This window comes from Yersinia sp. Marseille-Q3913 (assembly GCF_963892745.1).
Classification (GTDB): Bacteria; Pseudomonadota; Gammaproteobacteria; order Enterobacterales; family Enterobacteriaceae; genus Yersinia; species Yersinia bercovieri.
In genome coordinates, this window is sequence record NZ_CAWQAF010000032.1 from 1 (window position 1) to 17,450 (window position 17,450).

A 17,450-nucleotide genomic window follows, 5' to 3' on the forward strand; every position below is an offset into this window, starting at 1 on the left:
TTTTACACCATAATTCCCCGATCCCTTGGTCTACTTTTGCACAATATTTAACACACACGCTCTTTAAAGGCTTCTTGCTCCTGAGCCAGCTCCCCACTGGCTTCCATTGCTTTTAGCCTGTTATCAATGGTGGTCAGCATATCCTGTTCATGGATAGGATAAAGGTCGCCCCATGTACCGAGATCAGCGGCTTGAATCATTGTTGAAGTAGATAACGCCGCGACCAGCAGAAGATGTTTCATTGACGCCCTCCCGCCATCCGGACGGCGACATCTCGCTGAATTGTATCGGTAATGTCTTCTGCTCCCGCCACAACTGAGGGTACAACCAAAATGACTGCGCGGTGCTTTCTCTGGTATTCCCCCAAGCTGCTTTCCAGTGATTCAGTGAATCTGCCAGCGAGCAGAGCGCTCTGTTCTTCACTGAGTGACTTTTTGGCTGTTTGATCCATAAAGGCATCGACCGTTCCCTTCATATCGAATGTAACCGTAGTCGGTGCCATCCACTGCATAAGCAACAGGGCAATACCTGCATTCAGCACTAACATGCAAGCAGCAACCATCGCGACGGGCCGGATACACCGGTTTCGGCGTTTGCTACGGATCTTTTTTTCTGAGGTAGTGGCGTCTGCCTGGTTTGTCATGGTTATGCTGCCTCCGTCCAGTTTTCCAGTTCCTGCATTTCTTCTGGGAAATTACGTAATGCCAGTTCATACACAGCCTCATGGATATCAACACCCTGACTGCGTTTTTGCTGAAGGAATTCGAAGTCCTTCCCTTGTGAACTGAACATTGCACGGCTGAGTGGGTCGACAAATAATCGATGGAAAGAGCTGGTATCGTTAATGCGGAGCATAAAGGAACTGAACCACTGATCTTTGGCATCGCCGAACTTATTGATCACCTGCCGCTCATGGTCACTAAATTGGTCTGGCCGATGCTGGTTATAGGCTTTAAATTCTGCGGTATCTTGTTTGAGAATGACTTTAAAGGCTGAGTTACCCCATGCAGCTTTGGCGGCACTGGAGGCTTCATCTGCATCAAAGTCTTTGATATTTTGGCTGATGGTAATAAATGAACCAAGGTGTCGCCGGACGGTGCGATAACCGGTTTCGATAAACGAACCCACTTTTTCGTTTTTAAAATTGAGGAGCTTCCACCCTTCATCAATGACACACAATTTTCGCTGACTACGCGGACTGCGGTACATCTTCTCTTCGATATAGATGATGAGTGAGAACATCACAGCGGCCAACAGTGCGGGCTTATCCTGCAAACCACCCAACTCAAGCACGATTAATCGGGCATCATCTCTCAATGATGGCTGGTCACTGTTGAAATAATCCCCATAGATGCCATTGGTGGTATATTTTTGCAGTAGCTCAATGATCTCATCCATACGACCAGTGATACGGTCAGATTTTTCATACTCCTTCGCATGACGGGCGTCTGTCAGATAGGCAACCACATCATCGATACGGGCTTTATTCTGTTTTTGGTTCCAGGCATTCATTACCGCCTTAAGCAACAAATCCTCATGCACTTCATCCAGCGTGCCGTTCGGGCTGGCAAGCACCGCCAACTGGTCACGAATGCGTTCACCGGACTCACTGATATCACTGATGTTGGCAAATGGATTAAACTTGAGTGACTTACCATCGAGATACACGCCGCCGACGTTCTCGCAGAACGACTTATAACCGTCGCCCATATCGAAAACCCAGCCAATCCCACCTGAATCCAACACGCTGCGGATAATCGGTTGAACTAGCCCTGTCTTACCGGCTCCCGATGTCCCCGTTACCGCCATGTTGTAGTTGGTATTGCCCATGCCTGAACCATAGATATCAAGAAAAGAGAGTTGATTGCGGTAGGAAGGGGCGAGAAGACCGCTCTGACATAAACGGTTATCGGCAATGACTGGCAATAAATTGACCACTTGGGTACTTTCAGCCCGACAAGTCGCCCCGCTAGCCTTAATGTCGTCCCACAACCCTTCAGCAGCCATAAACGGAAACATCGCCATATAGTTCCGCATCTGCATATAGGTGGGGCTATACATACGCAATCCGTTCTTTTTGAAGGTATTGAGTACTTGCTGTTCGCAGATCAACGCTGCGTTATCATCATCGGCGCAGAAAGTGGTGATATTAAAGTAATAACGGACCACGCAAGACTGATTACTGTTCAGGCGTTCGCGGAGTTCGCCCCACTCTTTCGCCTGCCGGACAACGCCAGGAAATAGTTTGGCGTAAGGGGTTCCCGCCTTTTTGTCCAAATCCAGAAATTTGCGTCCGGCTTCATTTTGTGTGCTGACCTGATCCTCAGCTTCTAGCGTAAAGGTAATAACAAAAGGACTGGCGATAGTGAGATCAGGACTGAGCAAATTGCAGATATTGTCTCCCCCATGCCAAAGGAAAAAGATATCCGGGTTAGTTTCCAGCATAAAATTCATGATGCGGGTTTTAGACTTTCCACCTTTTGGCTTATTCAGGGTGAGCGTCAGATAATCCGGCTTAACAAGCAAATCAGTACTTCGATCGATACATTGACGATGCATATCGTCATAAGCACTGATTTTGACAGGATCGGTGTAGAGTTCATCCTGCCGGTGATTGGCCATCTGGCTAACGATATTGACGAACTCCTGCTGCGAAACCGGAACGCTGGAAATTTTGGCGGAGTCCAGCGAAGCACGAATAACCTTCAGCAAATGGGTCAGTTCGGTAATCGCTGCCGTATCCCTTTTTTTGGTTTTCATCGCATAGGAGATATAGAGGCGATAATCACGCAATGTCAGCGGTAAGTGGGTAGGACTGTTGAACTGGTGCTGTGCAGCACGTTGATAAAATGCCCGTGTTATCTGATTAAATCGGTCTGCGTGTTCACCTTTCCAACGAAAGTCAGCAATGCCTGAATCAATCTGTTCACCGACTAATCGGCTGGAAACAAGATGGAAAGAGATAGGTGTCTGTCGCGGCAATTTACTCTTCACCAAATCGTCCAACACCTGAATAATATGCTCGTTCGCCCCAATTAGCGGCACGGCCTGAAGCATAAAACCGAGTGAACCATTATTGATAAACAGGCCGCTATCTTCATCGTAATCACGGTAGGGCAACATGCTACTGACCTGTGGGAACTTCATTTCACCCAGCGTTTTGTTCGCCTGTGCGGCACCATCGGGCGAGGTAAATCCAGAAATCAATCGGTTTACCGTCTCAACAAGACGTTCCATTACTTAATCCTCAATAAACTGATTGTGGTAACTGCCAGCGGCTAGCATCTACAACAAAAGACACTCGGCCTGGCTGGTGAAAAACATCATTGGCATCAACCCACGGCGCTACCCAAACATTGGCCATCGTCTCCACGGAGCGTTGAGGGCGAGTTTCACCTAAGTTGTCACAGCGCTGCTGCGGACAAGAAGCAGCAGTAATAACCGGCATGACGGTTCGCACCGGAGCGGGTGCAACGGGCTTAATGGTGGAGGCGGCAAACATTCTGTTTTGTGTCGTGTGACTTACTGGCTTGCTCTCGCTAGCGCGGGCTGGTGATGTGATAACAGGACGAGCAGGTAACGGCGGTGACATTACAGGTGCTGAGGCTTGCGGCGGTAAATTAACCAGTCCAGGCAATACGGCCGCACCCTGCTTTCCCTTTGATGAGTCCGTTTTCATTCTGGCTTTTTGATTGGCCTGATCCATGGTCATACAACGGTCAGTCGTGGTTTCATTACATTCAAAATCACCACTCACGCCAGCACAACCTGCCAGCAAAAATAAGCTACCGAGTACGGGAAATAAAAAAGCATATTTCAAACGATTATTCCCCCCCGTTTCAATCTGATTCTGCATTTTCATTTATAGTTTCCTTTAAATATAAATAACCACGGGTGCATGAATTGAAAAAACACATTTAATTCATGAAAGATTACTGGGTTGGTTTTATACACACTCAATTCAGATACGCTACCGCCTATCCCTTTTTAGCATCCGAGGGCATTAGCATAGAAACACATAAAAACAATAAGAAATAAAATTATCACTTCAGCGTCAAATCACAGGCAGCAAGGCTTTACTCAGTTGTGTCAGACCATAAAAACAAGCTCATTCATTACTAGGCCAACTCAAACCATTCTATTTATATATATACAGATCTTAAATAGCAGATAATGTTTTACGTAATGGAAATAGCCCTATTTAAATACACCAAAATATTAATCACCTTCATTTGAATATATAACGACTATTCCTGCGACGGATGAACTAAATCACCAACTTTCAAATCTTTCAATTGGTTCATCATATTGGGTGTACTGAATTTCTCTTCTGGCGGCTGTTGCTGTTGTTGAGTTTTTTTAGCCTTTTTATTACGAACTTCCTCAATTGACTCCAACTGGAAGCCATCTTGGAAAACCACTGTGACTTCATTTCCAGCACCAATAGGGATAACAGGGTGATATTGTTCCGCTCTTTTTATGTAGTACTCGCTCAGCGTCTTAGCTGCCTGACTTGCGCCACCACCGAGGCCAGCCTGGCCGATATCAGCCGCGCCCATGCGCGCGGTTGCACCGATCCCGACTTGCGGAGAAGCGGCTTGTTCAATGCCCTTCCCAATGCCATCAACAAACCCTGCCCCAAACGCCCAACCAAGAATTTTGCCGTTTCTCATGACAACTTGGCCTTTGATGCCGTTTTTACCCATAAAAGAAACATGGCCAGCAATCTTTTGATCGATAATGTCGTCACCAAGGTGGCAACTGATACTTCGTGTACGAACTTCTGCCCGTTCGCTTGAAACGTCACCATATGCTGCCGCATTGACAAAACATCCCGTCAAGTCGTACTCACGATCATTCGGCATCTGGACTTTACCGGTTAACCTGAATTGCATCGGTGACATATTCTGCGCCCCTGTGACCGCCGCATTAGCATCGGCTCCTTCAATAACCAGCGACTCGGCATAACTGCCCGAAGGGATATAAGGTAATTTTGGTTTCGTAGAAACTTCTTCAAACGTAAAGGGTGTTGAATCAATGGTGCCGGGCTTCTGCATCGGAGCCATTGGTGTAAATGTTGTTTGTCCTTGCGGAGTCGCCCCCATTCCCGGATAAAATTGTGTTGGCGGCGGCACATTTCCATTTTGTGGAACAGTGGCTATGGACGGACTCGGTTCATCAGACGGCGCATTACTGAAAGCATCCAGCTGTGATTGGAGCGTCTTGTTCATATCTTCCAGTTCATTAATCCGGCCTTGATCGCCTTTCCGGTCACGAGAGATTAACCCTAGCTCTTTCCGTAACGTGTCCATTTCTTTACGAATTTCTTTATTTGTTGTTTGCGTTTCAGTAATAGCATTACGCTGAACTTTATCGTCAAACGTTGTATTAACCACCCCAGTCATATCTGGTGCAGGTTCTTTATTTGCTCTCTTTGTAGCAACTTCGTTTTTGATAGAGAACGTGGATGCATACCAGCCTGTTCCTACCGCAACCGACAAACCAATGACCGTAGCGACCAATAAGGCTATCTGCTTGCGTTTTGTCAGTGAATTAATGTTCGCCACTGTTCACCTCCAGCCCTTGGGTGATATAAATCGAAATAGAAGCTCCGGGAAGTAATGTGCTTGTCCGTAGACCCAGCATGACGGCACGAACCCCCTGCCGCCAAAAGTCTTGTTCTTTCAATGAAACAGCGTAACTATGTGGATTCTGGACACGATAACGAACAATTCTTAAGGCATTACCCACCCAGGCTTCTTCCGCCCGCATCGACAAACCTACGGGTGCGGAGAGTCTGTCATTACTGATATCAGTTGGTGCATAACTTTCTGGTATCCGGCCTTGTAGTGCTGCCTTGTTCAACTCAACCAATAATGACTCATAGGGTTGTGATGTTTCCCATACTCTTGCCTCAGGGCGAGGTAAGGGCTTGGACGCTAATAAACGGTAACTGCGCCCCTCTCCTTTCCGTGGTGTAGCTTGAATAGAAAAAACCTGACCCTGCTCCGTCTCGATAAAAACAGTAAAGGGTTTTTCGCTATTAGATGAAAATAGAACCCCACCATCCTTCGTACTGTGTTTATCCGTTAATGTGCCAGCAGCACTATTGATGACAACAACGCGGTCACCAGGAATAACGACCAGATTTGGATTGGTATTACTGATTGCCAATTGAAATTGACCGTTAGCCGGAAACGAGAATGTTTGTGGTTCTGTGACGGCATCGGCAGCGCCCGAGGACAAGAATCCAAGAACGAAAATGCCAATCAAACGAGGATTATTTTTTTTCATCATCGACCTCGATAAAAGCAACAATACTGGTCATGCCGTCTGCATAATCCAGCTTGAGGTTGTAATGTTTAGTTTCTGAACTTGGCTTGCCGTTACCGATCCATGTTTTTAAAAAACCTCTCACTTCAACAATGTTTTCAGCAGGAAAAACCTTAATACTGGTATTGTAAAATGCGGAATTGACCTCATTCTGCTTAATACGTCGCGCCTCTTCAGCAAGAGTGACCTTAAATTCAGGCTGTGCTCCGGGTTTGGCGAATGACACCAAAAACTGATGGTTTGCATCGACGGTTTCAGGGGAGACATTCAGCCGAAGAGAAAGAAAAGATAATGCCATCATCTGCATATAACCTGGGCTGCCATCTGCTTCTGATACAGAGAAAGGCGCAGAAAAACCCATAGGTGTCACAATAGTTTTTTGATGTGTAGACAGATAATGATTCTGCAAGCCAAGAGTGATCGTTCCCGCAAGACTCAGTACCAAAAGTGAAAATAATGAGATCAATGTAATTGCTATAATTTTATTGGATGAATTACGGGCAGTTAGCTCCATCTTAATATCCTATTAATTACTTTATCCATTGCCGAAAACTTGAGTCAGGTATTATCTTAAAAACGCCCCGGAACAGCATCGTAGGGAAATACCAATAAAGAAAGTTATATAGCCACATACTTCCTTTACCGCGTTTCGCGCTACGAATGCTAAACCAAATCAGCACCGCCATACCCATACCAAATAACGCTTTTTGAACCAATATCCCCCAAATTAAAACCGGGAATGAAGGTATTGCTTCGTCATAAGGAAGACCGAGTATGCGGCGCTGCTCACTCAATGTTTTCGGAAAACGATATTTTCTTAATTCGTCCTCCGTTCGCATAAAGATCCTTTAATTTACGCTACCAAACCGAACCCAATAGTTGTAAACACAATTACGACCGCAATACCAAAGAGCATGAACATATTTTTGGTTTTGATGTAAGTAATGATACCCACAATAACTTCAGCTAAGATAATCCACTTGGCGATTGATGATCCTGCACCAAAAGTACCAGTAACCGTTTCCTGACCTGCGGCCATTAAATCGTCCGCACGAACCAAGCCGGTATACGATAGAAGTACAAATAACGGCAGGAAGAATACCATCATCCATTTGGCGACTACTTGTTGTTTAGTTTTTTTGGCGCAGAAAGGCCCCATTGTCTTATTAGACAATTCCATGTTTAAACTCCATTTAGTAAAAGAAAAGTTATTTCGAATTCGGCATATTAAAATCACGCCGGAACAGAATGATAATTCTGTTCCTCCAGGACTAATTATGCTATTTATTCTCCATCATCTACGGTAAAACGTTTCCCCTAGTGTTGCAATATCATCAAAGTTCATTAGGTGATCATGAAGCCTTAGCGAGGCTTCTTTTGTCTTCGAACGTTGAGAACGCTCTGATGCTTTAGTTAACCTCTTATTCATTTCTCCAGTTAAATTAATAACAATAGAGACATTACTGTATTCTTTATCATCCGATGACATGTGAGTACCAAACCGATATGTAAATAATGGAACAATAATACTCAAGTTACAGAATAAAAATAGAGCCAATTCGGCTCCATTCTTAATAAAGTTTCGTTTTTGTTTTAATATCACAGCCATGTCTGACTGTCAGTAAAGCTATTTATAATACATTTCTCAATTCAATCTATTTTAATTAAATCATTAGGCATAGAAAAAAAACAGAAAACTACAGTATCAAATATTTAACATAAAGATACTTGCTAGGGAAATAATGTTCATACGAACATTTTTTGAATAATGCAACCAGAGCATCGACAGATTTTACGTTAGACTTAACAAACAATCTTTGAACGTTATTTTTTACCGTCCGTATTGATAAGTTAAGCTCTTGAGCAATCAAGCTATAACTTAATCCTCTCAATAAAAAATAGATAATATCCCATTCTCTTTTTGTAAAAGAAGAATTTGGTACTTCAAAATAAAGTGATTGTGGCAAATCATCGGAAAGCAATATGTCGTGAGAGTAAATTTCAGCCTTTCTTCCGTGGATTATAGTACCTGAAAAATCTCCACTTGAATCGAAAAATGGCATTTTATCAAAAAAGTAAGGTTGTAATACTCGATCTCTACCAAAGAAGTTAACTTCCAGACAACTTACTCTATCGCCGAGTTCTTGAACCTTACGTTCATGCGCATTATATTCGTCTTTTAAGTTAGAGACTATTAACCGCAAATCATGCTCTAAACATCCCCTTATATCGTATCCAGTAGGAATATTTAGTAGCTCAAGGTAAGCCTGATTGGCGTAGATAAAACGATAATTGCAATCTTTTGCCCCCCAAGGGTCGTGACTCCGCTCCCAACTAGAAATGTGTTGAGTTATCAGTTCAATAGAAATTGGTTGAGATCCTTCATCAGGATCTCTAACATGAGAACCAGCCATAACAGCCTCTCTATCCTTTAGGTTGTTTTTGGTCAGTTGGTAGTAGAGGTTGCCCCCTCTATTACCAACGCTTAAATAAATTTAACTTATGTAGTATAAGATTCCAGCATTACATAAACAAAGGGCGAAATGTTATATTTAAATCGATTTTACTATTTAATTCCTCGTACAAATCCAATCAATATAAATACAAGACATATCCTACGAACAGAATCAATCTTTCTCATCTTCTGATGGGAAAAAGTTAACCATTACACTATCCACATCACTTTTAATTTGAGTCGCCATTTCCTTATACTGGAATTTTGGCATAGCTTGTATTTCTGCATTAAAGGAATTTATGCCAAGAAGTTTTTGACAAATGAAGCTAGTTTTCATCATGTTCTCCAGCATAACTTTATTAAATTCAATCTGACTGAACCCCCCTTCGGATTTCTGTCGTTGCAACTTATATACGCGAATCCCCAGCTCAATCAGCATCGATGTTGTGTTAGAAACGTTTGCCTCGTCTTTACTTGCACCTTCACTTCGTTTGATATTTATAATATCTACAATCTCTTGCTCGATATCGTTACTAACAAAAGTTTGAATTCTTGGCATTTAACTAACCTTATTTAGTTCGAAAACTCACACATACTCTATGTTAGAGTATAATAACTAAAATGCAACCTAAAGATACTCTACAACATACTATATTGACGAGTATGTCACAGAGTGTACTCTCTCAAACCATATGAAAATGTTGAAATAGTACTAAAACACTCTGCATACACTCTAAAGAGAGTACATGCAGAGTGTGCTTATACTCTTGCAAACAATGAACTTTCTAACATGGAATATTATAATTTACATAACTAGCTGATTTTAAATATATATCATGCAAGATGAAATCTTGCGAGGGGTGTGATGTTTTCTTGTTGAAGGGGAGGTATTATTCACTATCTGTTGTTGAGGTCTTGCAAATATCTCGGGTTGGATTTTGTTTGTTAAAATGCCACTATAGCCAAAATTTTCATATCCAGGGAAATGAAGGTAATGAGAAAAGTTTTAATTCTACTTTTATTAGTAAGCAGCCAATCAGTCAATGCAGGGGATTGTTTTGATTTTGCGGGTCGAGATTACCAGATAGATCCAGATTTACTGCGTGCCATTTCTTTTCGTGAGTCCTCACATCGGGATAACGCCTTAAATGTTCAGACTAATGAAAAGTATGCCGTGGGTAGAATGCAGATATATTCTTCAAACTTTCAGCACCTATCTACTTTTGGTATCACTCCTCAACAGCTTTATGAAGATGGTTGCTTGAATATCTACACTGGCGCTTACTACCTTGCTATCGCATTCAAACGCTGGGGAGTGAATTGGGATGCCGTAGGTGCATATAATGCCGGATTCAAGAAAAATGCAGAGCAAGATAAAAAGCGGAAAAAATATTCTCAGGATGTCTACCAAACTTACATGCAGTACAAAAATAGCAAATGACGCTTGGCTAACCGATATACTTCAAACTTATCCACATATTAATATGAAATAAAGCCAGCTAAATTTTATCCCCAACAAGGGATAAAATTAGTGGGAGCGGCTTTTCATCGGGACAAGATGAAAAGAATTGATTGTTAATATGTGGGTAAGTTTGTCTAACTTGGGAGCCCCTTGGGGCAGACGGCAGATGCAAAAATCTTTTATTTTGCATCGGGTGGGCGGGGAATAAGATATTCACCCCTCAATGGGGAGAATATCTTACAGGCGCGGTAATCCCACCCTTTCTCTCAACAACCTATTCGTAACTGGAAAATATGTCATAGTTATTTTATTCTGTGAATTAGCCATTTAAATAGGGTCAGATGATTCTTGCTATTTTCAAAAACATCTGACTCTATAGTTTAAAATGAGTTCAACACAACTCTTGTCATTTCTCCTACATCATACAATTACGTTTTAAGCATTAGGCTTTCCAAGAGATATCTGGTATAGGATATAATCAGAGAGGGCGATTTTTTAGCCTAGCTTATTTTTGCGCGGATGTTATCTATTTCGGCCCCAACTCCATGACCATGCCAAAACTCTCCACTTCCAATACGCCATAATTCCCCCGCCTTGTATTTCTCTAAACTAATCTCTGTGTCGAACCTGTTCTTATATTTTTCTTTAAACAACTCTATTGCTTTCTCTGTTAAAATTTCACTGTATTCACGGTTAGTAAAAAGATACGACACACTCCCATAAACTTCGTTAAATGGTGTTGAAATAGATTCATAGATATCTTCCATACCGTTAAAACGTCCGCCTTTATACTTACTTATGATAGCCTTCACTTCATCTTCTATTGGACCATCAATCCAATTAACGTAAACACAATCGTAATTACGTTTACGCACTGAAAATTTTGTATTTGGAAATGCTGATTTTAATTCTTTGCGGATATTACTTGTGGCTAGAGTTATGTCACTATTACCTTGTGTTAGTTTTGCATATTCTGACGCTGTTTTAATATTTTCAACAGCCAGACTAAACGCCAAATTTTGCGCGGCTTCATCATCTAGCCTTTCCAATTCTACGGCTAATGCACTGCGATAAATTTTCACCACATCAGCGGCATTCATTACTTCATCGATAATAGTCCATTGAACACCACGTAAAATGCATTCTGGTAGTTTTTTGCTTAATGATCCTGATTCAAAAGCAATATCAAATCTTGCATTACCACCGCTGCATATAACACCACCAAAACTGTTGTTTACAGTGTCAGGCGATTGCTCTCCTTCAATGCCATAAATAACACCACGCCCGAGACTATAAAGATGGGTACTGACAACTTGACCAATAACTAATATTTTTTTGCTGGCTTCTTTCATCTGATGCTCCTTTGAGTCTGGCGTTTCGCCGATAATGAGAAGCGGCCTTCCGTCTCTCAATAGAGTTATTATACTATAAAAGCCATTTACATATCAATATTGATATGTAATAAATCACGCTATTTCTCAACATTTCGCATGCGAAATTTTATGCCCGTAAAGGCATCTTAGCGACAACGATACTTTCATGGATAATCCACTGGTGAGTGTCGCGTAAGCCAGTCGTAGGCTGTACACAGGCGTGAATATTCCGCAGACCAGTCCCTTTTACATACTTTAGCTCTCCCCTCTTTCACGGCCCTGACGAATATCCAGCACTGTTCGCGCTAGTTCATCGGGCCGTTTATACGAAAGATGGTTAGATAGAAATTGTAGGGTGCTCTATGCCACACGCTTTAGCGTAGCGAACAAGAGTCTCAACGCTGGATTTTGTGACATTATTTTCCATTCGGCTGACAGTTGAGGCATTTACCCCCATGACCTTAGCAACCTGAGCACTGGTTAATCCCGCCACTCGTCGCCATTCGGCTAAGGTAGCTTGTAAGCGCTCTTTACGCATTTCATTTTCAAGTGCCGCTTTGAATTCAACATCTTCCATCATTTCTGATTGTACTTGTGCATGCGTTTTATACTTTGTCATTTAGCATCTCCTCTAAACGCTGTATTGCTAGATCAATTTCACTTTTTGGGGTTTTTGGTGTCTTTTTGATAAATACCCTTAACAGAAAAATGCGCTCGCCTTTCTGATATACCCACAAACCTCGTGCAATATCCCTACCCATCGTTCGTATTTCATAAAGCCCATTGCCAAGCGGTTTTGTATCGGGTTCCCTCAGCTGACGGGGATCGATTTCTAGCTTACTGATTAATCTGGATAACTTTGCAGCAATGTTTGGAGGCAGTGATTTCACTTCTTTTTCAGCTTCATAATGGTAGATTACTGTGAACATCTGCCCGCCTAAGTCCTTAAGTTAGAATTGCATTATAATGCAAGTTGTACTGTAATGCAATATCATCTCCATTCCTTTGCTCTTAAAATCTATTATAGCGGCCTGATATTACACTCGCGGAGGTAGCATATTGGGATACTGGCGCGCAACTATTGCATTCATTTCATCGACTAAATCCATGCGAGAAAAAACGACGTGACATGAGCCTTTTTTAAATACTCTCAACGAAAAATAGTCGCTGGTAAACATGGAACCCCAGTTTTCCTGTCTGAACCATTCAGCAAATTGGGAACCAGTACCACTACGATGATCGAGCGTGTTTTTCCTGTCCAGCAAATCACAGGCTTTTGTTAAATCATCGATTTTTGTTCTACCCCGTGTCGTGATTGACGGCGAGTTATATCTCATTCCATCAATCATCCCTTCAATAATGATTTTCTTGCCAATTTTGCATGGATTGTTAGTTTTATAGTCCCACGACAATGATCGGAATACATCTACAATGCCCTGCTCAAATGTATTCTGCTTATTAGCCAGCAGGTGTTTAAACGTTGCCAGTACATTCTCGAATGTCACTGCGGGCATTTTGTCACTGTCCAGTTCTTTACTCCACTGGTCGCGTTGGGTGCTGCTCATGAACGTATACATGCCAGTATCATTCATCAATTTGTGCCAGATTTTTGCATCCAGTAGGCGGGTGAGTTTTTCACTGTTATCTTTTACGCCCCCCCAACGCATGGCATCAGTTACACAATGTGATAAACCATGAAAACTTCCTCCCGTTGCACTTTCAAATATTTTTTTGGATTCATTAAACAACACAATAGCCTGGGCATAAGTTTCTAATCCCTGTTTACGAAAAGCAATAATGCGGTCAATCGATGCTGAGGGGATCAGGTCTCCACCCTCTGTAGGATTTATGCTGGCATCTGTGCATATATTTGTGTGATCAGTAGTCGCTTGTTCATCGGTTGTAAATGTCATTATGGTTTCCTTTCTGAGTGTCGAGTATTGCCACCCCACCCAAAGGGTAGCGAGTTAATTCAGGCAAATTCCCTTTTCAGCTCAAGAGTACGTAATACATGCCCCCATTCGCTCGCACACATTGCTGGAACCCTGACACCCTCCCCATTATTACGACAACGGGCAATATAAAGCCCCAATTCGCACAGCGTTGGATCAACCTCGTTCGCCGCAATATCCTTACGCTTAATACGTACCTGCTTTTTCGGTGCTTCCTTTTTTGCAGCCAATTGCTTTACATACAGCGCCGTTGGTGTAACTATTGAAAAATCGATATTCATGGCTTTATCTCCAATCGGGTATTGAATGCCGGTCTAGCTTTCTCAGGGGTAAACCGGCACGAGAGGGCAGGCGAAAGCCTGCTTTTTCTATTTCTGCGTTTTGCTTTCTCGGCTTTGCATCTCCTTCTCCAGCCGTTTAACAATCGCGGTATGACTCAGTGTGACAACATCACGAAACCTGAAATAGAACTCACCCACTTTGGCGTAAATATAGGTGACGTTACCGCAATACATTTCCGCCAGTTTGAACGACTCGCTATGCACGTCGCCTTGCCAGTCGTGTGGGTACATCGTGCCAATGGCGTCCATGAATGCTGCTAGTGTGATAGCTTCGGGTTCGGTTTTGGCTGAGACTTCCCGTGACTGCCAATAAGCCGCCTCAGCGCTCGCATCCCAGCTAAAACGGTCACTAGTGTCGTTTGTTGTCTGATACATCGTATTCCTCCTTAGTTGATAAGAGCCAGCCAACGGCTGGCAACGCGTAAACGCTAAATACTGATCCCTGATGCTTTAACCAGTTTGATAAATTTTTTGTAATGGTTTGCGGTCACGATATTTTTACCGTTTGTCTGCGCATTCGAACTCAACTCGTAGTGATATTCCTCCTTCATCTTCTCAGGATATGCTTTTCGGAATACCTGCAACTCTTTCAGTGATTCGAATCCATAGAGTTCAAAATTTGCGTGATCGGCTTTTTTTTCACCTTCCGCCATGTAGATAGTGTGGATAATTTCTGTCATTTGATGCTCCTTTGAGTCTGGCGTGTCGCCGGCGTTGAGAAACGGCCTTCCGTCTCTCAATAGAGTCATTATACTATAAAAACGCATTAAATATCAATACTGATATATAATAATTCACTTTATTTATTCAACATTTCGCATGCGAAATTTAATGCCCGTAAGGGCATGTAAGCGACAACGATACTTTCATGGATCATCCACTGTTCAGTGTCGCGTAAGCCAGCCATCGGCTGTACAGGCGTGAATATTCCACAGGCCAGCCCCTCGCCCTGCCAAGCCGGTTTTATGCGAAGCCGCCGAGCTTAAAGCAACACCGCTGCCAACGGTCGAAGACGCAATAAACTGACAGCGGCAATATGTTAACAACAGAGAGCGAGCCACATTCAGCCCGCAGCGGAACGATATGACGTCATTAGCAGTTTTGGCTCTCTCTCCAGCAATGGTTATCTGCTAGCGCCTGCCCTATGCCTTTAGCCATCAGACCCTAGCCAACGGCCCGAAACCGCTTGCGGGTTTGGCGGAGACTGGAGGGACGGTTTACCGGCGCACCTGACGCAGTAGGGCTGACGACTCGGCAACGCCGGAAGCCGTAGGGGGCCATGTCTTCAGGACTAAGGTATTGTCAGTTTATGGGGATATTGAAAATAGAATGTGATGAGACGTTAATGGTTATCTGTGAGGGTAACTGGTGATCTTAACAAAGCTAGACGAAGTAGCATGCCAATATGAAGAACGGTGCCCACGGCACCGTTCTTCATTCTTACTGAGGCAAAGCCTTTACTGCTTCATCTTGTTCCTGACTGCTTTTCGTCGCCGTCAAACGCAATCAAAGATCCCAAAATCATTGATATGCCCCAAACGAGCTGGAAGAAAATCTGTAACATCAAATTATGATATGACAAAAACAAGCAAGCGATAGGAATGAAGAGCAACAATGTAGAATAGAGAATTATCCTTCCACCTAATTTTTTTCTTTGCGCCTGTGACATTTTTTTTACTTTTGGGTTGTTCGCTACTATACGTTTGAAATAATTAAACATACCCACCTCTCTTAGCGACTTATCACTGCGTCCATTTGCAGTATAGAGATCATTTATCGTTAAAGTAACCAAGTCGTGAAGCTACTTCTTGTGCCATCAGATTAATAGCGTCACTTACCTAATTTTCCGTCGATACAACCCCAAGCTTATTGGGTAACATCAGGGTATCTAGCCACAGAACCACCTCGGCCCTCTTCCCCAGGTCGGCATTCATATCATCTAAAATCTGGTATAAATCATCCAGACAGCACAATGTTATCCTGTTTAAACTCACAAAACGCCGCCCCCATGACTGAACCATCGCGATCAAGTCATCGCCGTAGATACCCTTTTGGGCTTGCCGTTTGTTCCACGCTGAAAACTCCTTGGGTGTTGTAAATGCCAAGTCAACTTCAGCCTGTGCCACCAAGGTTTGATAACGGCGGCGTTTCTGCTGGATAGTTTTTTCTTGCTGGCTGTCTCTACGCTGAAATTTTACGTCCCAACGTCTAACGGTACGTTCCTGATGACGATGGCGGGTTTCTGGGAAAAATGAGGCTACGATACTGCCTGACAACGGTAACGGGCACTGTTCACCCTGCGTAGCAATCAGACAATCTATCGCTTCGATATAGTGTTGTTTTGTTGAACTCTGTCGGTTCCTTGGATCGTAACCACTATCAATTCGCCAGATATCCGCTGCTGTGATCACCGTCCGACCCTCATTTAGGGTGCGAAATAACGCTTTAGCATAGGGGCATCGCGGTAATTTTCGCCCTGCTTCCCGCTTGGTTTCCACCATGATGATGGCTTGTGTCACTGCGGCCTGAAAATGGTTGATGGTCACCAACGCTAAATGATTTGGGATCATACGACATGACCTCCCATGCGTAACGCCACCGCTAATGCATCAGCATCGTTATAGCCAGCATCAATATATTCGTCTAGAACCCCTAAACTCGCCCTAATAGCGTCAGGCTCAAATACGTCACCACTGTAGAACCACGCCACGGACTCACCGGCTTCAAACCACAGTCGCCCGTACCAGTAAGGTGAATCATGACTAGGGCTGATGATCTCAATCTTAATTGTCGGAGCCGATTGTATAGCTAGGCGTAAATGCACCGGATACATCCCACCCCACTCCTGATGAAACTCACAGCCGACTACCCACCCTTTGGGCAAAAACAAACAGGCGATCACCGCAGCGGACAAAGAATGACGAACCCCTTCACTACCCGCACGGTATTGTTCAAAGTCGGTTGGGGTAAAAGTTTGCAGCTTTAATAGCGAAATTTTTTCGTGATTGGTCATAGCGTTATACCGCCCTTTCGGGCGGCACCTCCGGTCAGGCAGCGGCTGAATCATCAGTGGAAGAGAGCGAAATTGTTTCATCCTTCGGGAGCAGACATTCCGGCACCCAACGGGTTTGCGCTATTTCAACCGCCGCCAAATGGGCTGCATCACCCTTTTTCATCTTCAGGACAGAGGCCGCTTGCGCTTCTTTCTCGATAGCGGTTAATGCTTCACTCATTTGTTCTTTACTGATACGCCCAAAGTAGTTTTCCTTGGTCGGTTGCCACCACTCACGCAGATTAAATTCCAGCGCGTTCTCGACGGATACCAGCTCACCGCCCACTTTGCCGTCCATTCCTGCATGACAACGCGCGGCATCCAACGACTGACCGACACAATAGGTCAACAGTGCTATCACTTCCGATTGATCCCATGTCAGCAACCACGAAAAATCCAGTTGCCAATTTTCGGGTAAGCGGCTTTCCTGTTAAATATTGTGCAAAAGTAGACCAAGGGATCGGGGAATTATGGTGTAAAAG

At 43.5% G+C, this 17,450-nt stretch carries 22 protein-coding genes and 1 pseudogene; 1 reads left to right on the forward strand and 22 read right to left on the reverse strand.

Annotated elements, in window-relative coordinates; genetic code table 11:
- Positions 1 to 53 precede the first annotated feature (53 nt).
- From AACW11_RS13190 to traM, 12 genes and pseudogenes are all read right to left on the reverse strand, one after another.
- Positions 54 to 242: pseudogene (locus AACW11_RS13190) on the reverse strand (type-F conjugative transfer system protein TraW); the annotation flags it as partial.
- The gene (trbI, locus tag AACW11_RS13195; RefSeq protein ID WP_212586940.1) at positions 239 to 643 is read right to left on the reverse strand and encodes a type-F conjugative transfer system protein TrbI; all 405 of its coding nucleotides are present in this window, start codon (positions 641 to 643) and stop codon (positions 239 to 241) included. The gene trbI and the pseudogene AACW11_RS13190, both read right to left, overlap by 4 nt.
- A gap of 2 nt (positions 644 to 645) precedes the next feature.
- Positions 646 to 3,237, reverse strand: a complete 2,592-nt coding sequence (gene traC, locus AACW11_RS13200) for a type IV secretion system protein TraC (RefSeq protein WP_075339119.1) — start codon at positions 3,235 to 3,237, stop codon at positions 646 to 648.
- Positions 3,238 to 3,247: 10 nt separating this feature from the next.
- Complete coding sequence (gene traV / locus AACW11_RS13205) at positions 3,248 to 3,862, reverse strand: type IV conjugative transfer system lipoprotein TraV (protein ID WP_249192957.1); 615 nt, start codon at positions 3,860 to 3,862, stop codon at positions 3,248 to 3,250.
- 385 nt (positions 3,863 to 4,247) lie between these two features.
- Positions 4,248 to 5,567, reverse strand: a complete 1,320-nt coding sequence (gene traB / locus AACW11_RS13210) for an F-type conjugal transfer pilus assembly protein TraB (RefSeq protein WP_212586941.1) — start codon at positions 5,565 to 5,567, stop codon at positions 4,248 to 4,250.
- On the reverse strand, positions 5,554 to 6,297 hold the full coding sequence (traK, locus tag AACW11_RS13215) for a type-F conjugative transfer system secretin TraK (protein ID WP_212586942.1): 744 nt from the start codon (positions 6,295 to 6,297) through the stop codon (positions 5,554 to 5,556). The genes traB and traK overlap by 14 nt, the downstream gene beginning before the upstream one ends.
- Positions 6,281 to 6,847, reverse strand: coding sequence for a type IV conjugative transfer system protein TraE (gene traE, locus AACW11_RS13220; RefSeq protein WP_212586943.1), 567 nt, complete (start codon positions 6,845 to 6,847; stop codon positions 6,281 to 6,283). The genes traK and traE overlap by 17 nt, the downstream gene beginning before the upstream one ends.
- A gap of 16 nt (positions 6,848 to 6,863) precedes the next feature.
- Positions 6,864 to 7,172: a type IV conjugative transfer system protein TraL gene (gene traL / locus AACW11_RS13225; RefSeq protein ID WP_212586944.1), complete on the reverse strand. Its 309-nt coding sequence runs from the start codon at positions 7,170 to 7,172 to the stop codon at positions 6,864 to 6,866.
- Between the two features lie 14 nt (positions 7,173 to 7,186).
- Positions 7,187 to 7,513, reverse strand: a complete 327-nt coding sequence (gene traA / locus AACW11_RS13230; RefSeq protein WP_212586945.1) for a type IV conjugative transfer system pilin TraA — start codon at positions 7,511 to 7,513, stop codon at positions 7,187 to 7,189.
- Between the two features lie 114 nt (positions 7,514 to 7,627).
- The gene (locus AACW11_RS13235) at positions 7,628 to 7,942 is read right to left on the reverse strand and encodes a TraY domain-containing protein (protein ID WP_339379062.1); all 315 of its coding nucleotides are present in this window, start codon (positions 7,940 to 7,942) and stop codon (positions 7,628 to 7,630) included.
- A gap of 88 nt (positions 7,943 to 8,030) precedes the next feature.
- Positions 8,031 to 8,747 (reverse strand): helix-turn-helix transcriptional regulator, encoded by a 717-nt coding sequence (locus tag AACW11_RS13240; protein WP_212586947.1) that lies wholly within the window; start codon positions 8,745 to 8,747, stop codon positions 8,031 to 8,033.
- A 213-nt stretch (positions 8,748 to 8,960) separates the two neighbouring features.
- Positions 8,961 to 9,347, reverse strand: coding sequence for a conjugal transfer relaxosome DNA-binding protein TraM (gene traM, locus AACW11_RS13245; RefSeq protein ID WP_212586948.1), 387 nt, complete (start codon positions 9,345 to 9,347; stop codon positions 8,961 to 8,963).
- 435 nt (positions 9,348 to 9,782) lie between these two features.
- Between traM and AACW11_RS13250 the strand changes: the two genes are divergently transcribed.
- On the forward strand, positions 9,783 to 10,229 hold the full coding sequence (locus AACW11_RS13250) for a transglycosylase SLT domain-containing protein (protein WP_212586949.1): 447 nt from the start codon (positions 9,783 to 9,785) through the stop codon (positions 10,227 to 10,229).
- Between the two features lie 521 nt (positions 10,230 to 10,750).
- On the opposite strand, the gene AACW11_RS13255 is transcribed toward AACW11_RS13250, so the two are convergent.
- From AACW11_RS13255 to AACW11_RS13300, 10 genes are all read right to left on the reverse strand, one after another.
- Positions 10,751 to 11,602, reverse strand: a complete 852-nt coding sequence (locus tag AACW11_RS13255; protein WP_050163414.1) for an LPD29 domain-containing protein — start codon at positions 11,600 to 11,602, stop codon at positions 10,751 to 10,753.
- A 358-nt stretch (positions 11,603 to 11,960) separates the two neighbouring features.
- A complete protein-coding gene (locus AACW11_RS13260) occupies positions 11,961 to 12,242 on the reverse strand; it encodes a helix-turn-helix domain-containing protein (protein WP_227728751.1) in 282 nt (93 codons plus the stop codon).
- A complete protein-coding gene (locus tag AACW11_RS13265) occupies positions 12,229 to 12,552 on the reverse strand; it encodes a type II toxin-antitoxin system RelE/ParE family toxin (protein WP_212586950.1) in 324 nt (107 codons plus the stop codon). Before AACW11_RS13265 ends, AACW11_RS13260 begins: the two co-directional genes overlap by 14 nt.
- 108 nt (positions 12,553 to 12,660) lie before the next feature.
- Positions 12,661 to 13,536, reverse strand: coding sequence for a DUF4942 domain-containing protein (locus AACW11_RS13270; RefSeq protein ID WP_212586951.1), 876 nt, complete (start codon positions 13,534 to 13,536; stop codon positions 12,661 to 12,663).
- 59 nt (positions 13,537 to 13,595) lie between these two features.
- Positions 13,596 to 13,856 carry a hypothetical protein gene (locus tag AACW11_RS13275; protein ID WP_212586952.1) on the reverse strand — a complete coding sequence of 87 codons (261 nt, stop codon included), beginning with the start codon at positions 13,854 to 13,856 and terminating at the stop codon, positions 13,596 to 13,598.
- Between the two features lie 87 nt (positions 13,857 to 13,943).
- Entirely contained in the window at positions 13,944 to 14,291 is a 348-nt protein-coding gene (locus AACW11_RS13280) for a hypothetical protein (RefSeq protein ID WP_212586953.1), read from the reverse strand.
- A 53-nt stretch (positions 14,292 to 14,344) separates the two neighbouring features.
- Positions 14,345 to 14,596, reverse strand: coding sequence for a hypothetical protein (locus AACW11_RS13285; protein WP_212586954.1), 252 nt, complete (start codon positions 14,594 to 14,596; stop codon positions 14,345 to 14,347).
- 1,158 nt (positions 14,597 to 15,754) lie between these two features.
- The gene (locus tag AACW11_RS13290) at positions 15,755 to 16,486 is read right to left on the reverse strand and encodes a plasmid SOS inhibition protein A (RefSeq protein WP_212586955.1); all 732 of its coding nucleotides are present in this window, start codon (positions 16,484 to 16,486) and stop codon (positions 15,755 to 15,757) included.
- Positions 16,483 to 16,929 carry a conjugation system SOS inhibitor PsiB family protein gene (locus AACW11_RS13295; protein WP_175628135.1) on the reverse strand — a complete coding sequence of 149 codons (447 nt, stop codon included), beginning with the start codon at positions 16,927 to 16,929 and terminating at the stop codon, positions 16,483 to 16,485. The genes AACW11_RS13290 and AACW11_RS13295 overlap by 4 nt, the downstream gene beginning before the upstream one ends.
- A 34-nt stretch (positions 16,930 to 16,963) precedes the next feature.
- On the reverse strand, positions 16,964 to 17,353 hold the full coding sequence (locus AACW11_RS13300) for a hypothetical protein (RefSeq protein WP_212586956.1): 390 nt from the start codon (positions 17,351 to 17,353) through the stop codon (positions 16,964 to 16,966).
- Positions 17,354 to 17,450 lie beyond the last annotated feature (97 nt).

Coding starts and splice junctions, on each gene's coding strand:
- trbI (WP_212586940.1), bottom strand. CDS start 643: ATGACAAACCAGGCAGACGCCACTACCTCAGAAAAAAAGATCCGTAGC.
- traC (WP_075339119.1), bottom strand. CDS start 3,237: ATGGAACGTCTTGTTGAGACGGTAAACCGATTGATTTCTGGATTTACC.
- traV (WP_249192957.1), bottom strand. CDS start 3,862: ATGAAAATGCAGAATCAGATTGAAACGGGGGGGAATAATCGTTTGAAA.
- traK (WP_212586942.1), bottom strand. CDS start 6,297: ATGATGAAAAAAAATAATCCTCGTTTGATTGGCATTTTCGTTCTTGGA.
- traE (WP_212586943.1), bottom strand. CDS start 6,847: ATGGAGCTAACTGCCCGTAATTCATCCAATAAAATTATAGCAATTACA.
- traL (WP_212586944.1), bottom strand. CDS start 7,172: ATGCGAACGGAGGACGAATTAAGAAAATATCGTTTTCCGAAAACATTG.
- traA (WP_212586945.1), bottom strand. CDS start 7,513: ATGGAATTGTCTAATAAGACAATGGGGCCTTTCTGCGCCAAAAAAACT.
- AACW11_RS13235 (WP_339379062.1), bottom strand. CDS start 7,942: ATGGCTGTGATATTAAAACAAAAACGAAACTTTATTAAGAATGGAGCC.
- AACW11_RS13240 (WP_212586947.1), bottom strand. CDS start 8,747: ATGGCTGGTTCTCATGTTAGAGATCCTGATGAAGGATCTCAACCAATT.
- traM (WP_212586948.1), bottom strand. CDS start 9,347: ATGCCAAGAATTCAAACTTTTGTTAGTAACGATATCGAGCAAGAGATT.
- AACW11_RS13250 (WP_212586949.1), top strand. CDS start 9,783: ATGAGAAAAGTTTTAATTCTACTTTTATTAGTAAGCAGCCAATCAGTC.
- AACW11_RS13255 (WP_050163414.1), bottom strand. CDS start 11,602: ATGAAAGAAGCCAGCAAAAAAATATTAGTTATTGGTCAAGTTGTCAGT.
- AACW11_RS13260 (WP_227728751.1), bottom strand. CDS start 12,242: ATGACAAAGTATAAAACGCATGCACAAGTACAATCAGAAATGATGGAA.
- AACW11_RS13265 (WP_212586950.1), bottom strand. CDS start 12,552: ATGTTCACAGTAATCTACCATTATGAAGCTGAAAAAGAAGTGAAATCA.
- AACW11_RS13270 (WP_212586951.1), bottom strand. CDS start 13,536: ATGACATTTACAACCGATGAACAAGCGACTACTGATCACACAAATATA.
- AACW11_RS13275 (WP_212586952.1), bottom strand. CDS start 13,856: ATGAATATCGATTTTTCAATAGTTACACCAACGGCGCTGTATGTAAAG.
- AACW11_RS13280 (WP_212586953.1), bottom strand. CDS start 14,291: ATGTATCAGACAACAAACGACACTAGTGACCGTTTTAGCTGGGATGCG.
- AACW11_RS13285 (WP_212586954.1), bottom strand. CDS start 14,596: ATGACAGAAATTATCCACACTATCTACATGGCGGAAGGTGAAAAAAAA.
- AACW11_RS13290 (WP_212586955.1), bottom strand. CDS start 16,486: ATGATCCCAAATCATTTAGCGTTGGTGACCATCAACCATTTTCAGGCC.
- AACW11_RS13295 (WP_175628135.1), bottom strand. CDS start 16,929: ATGACCAATCACGAAAAAATTTCGCTATTAAAGCTGCAAACTTTTACC.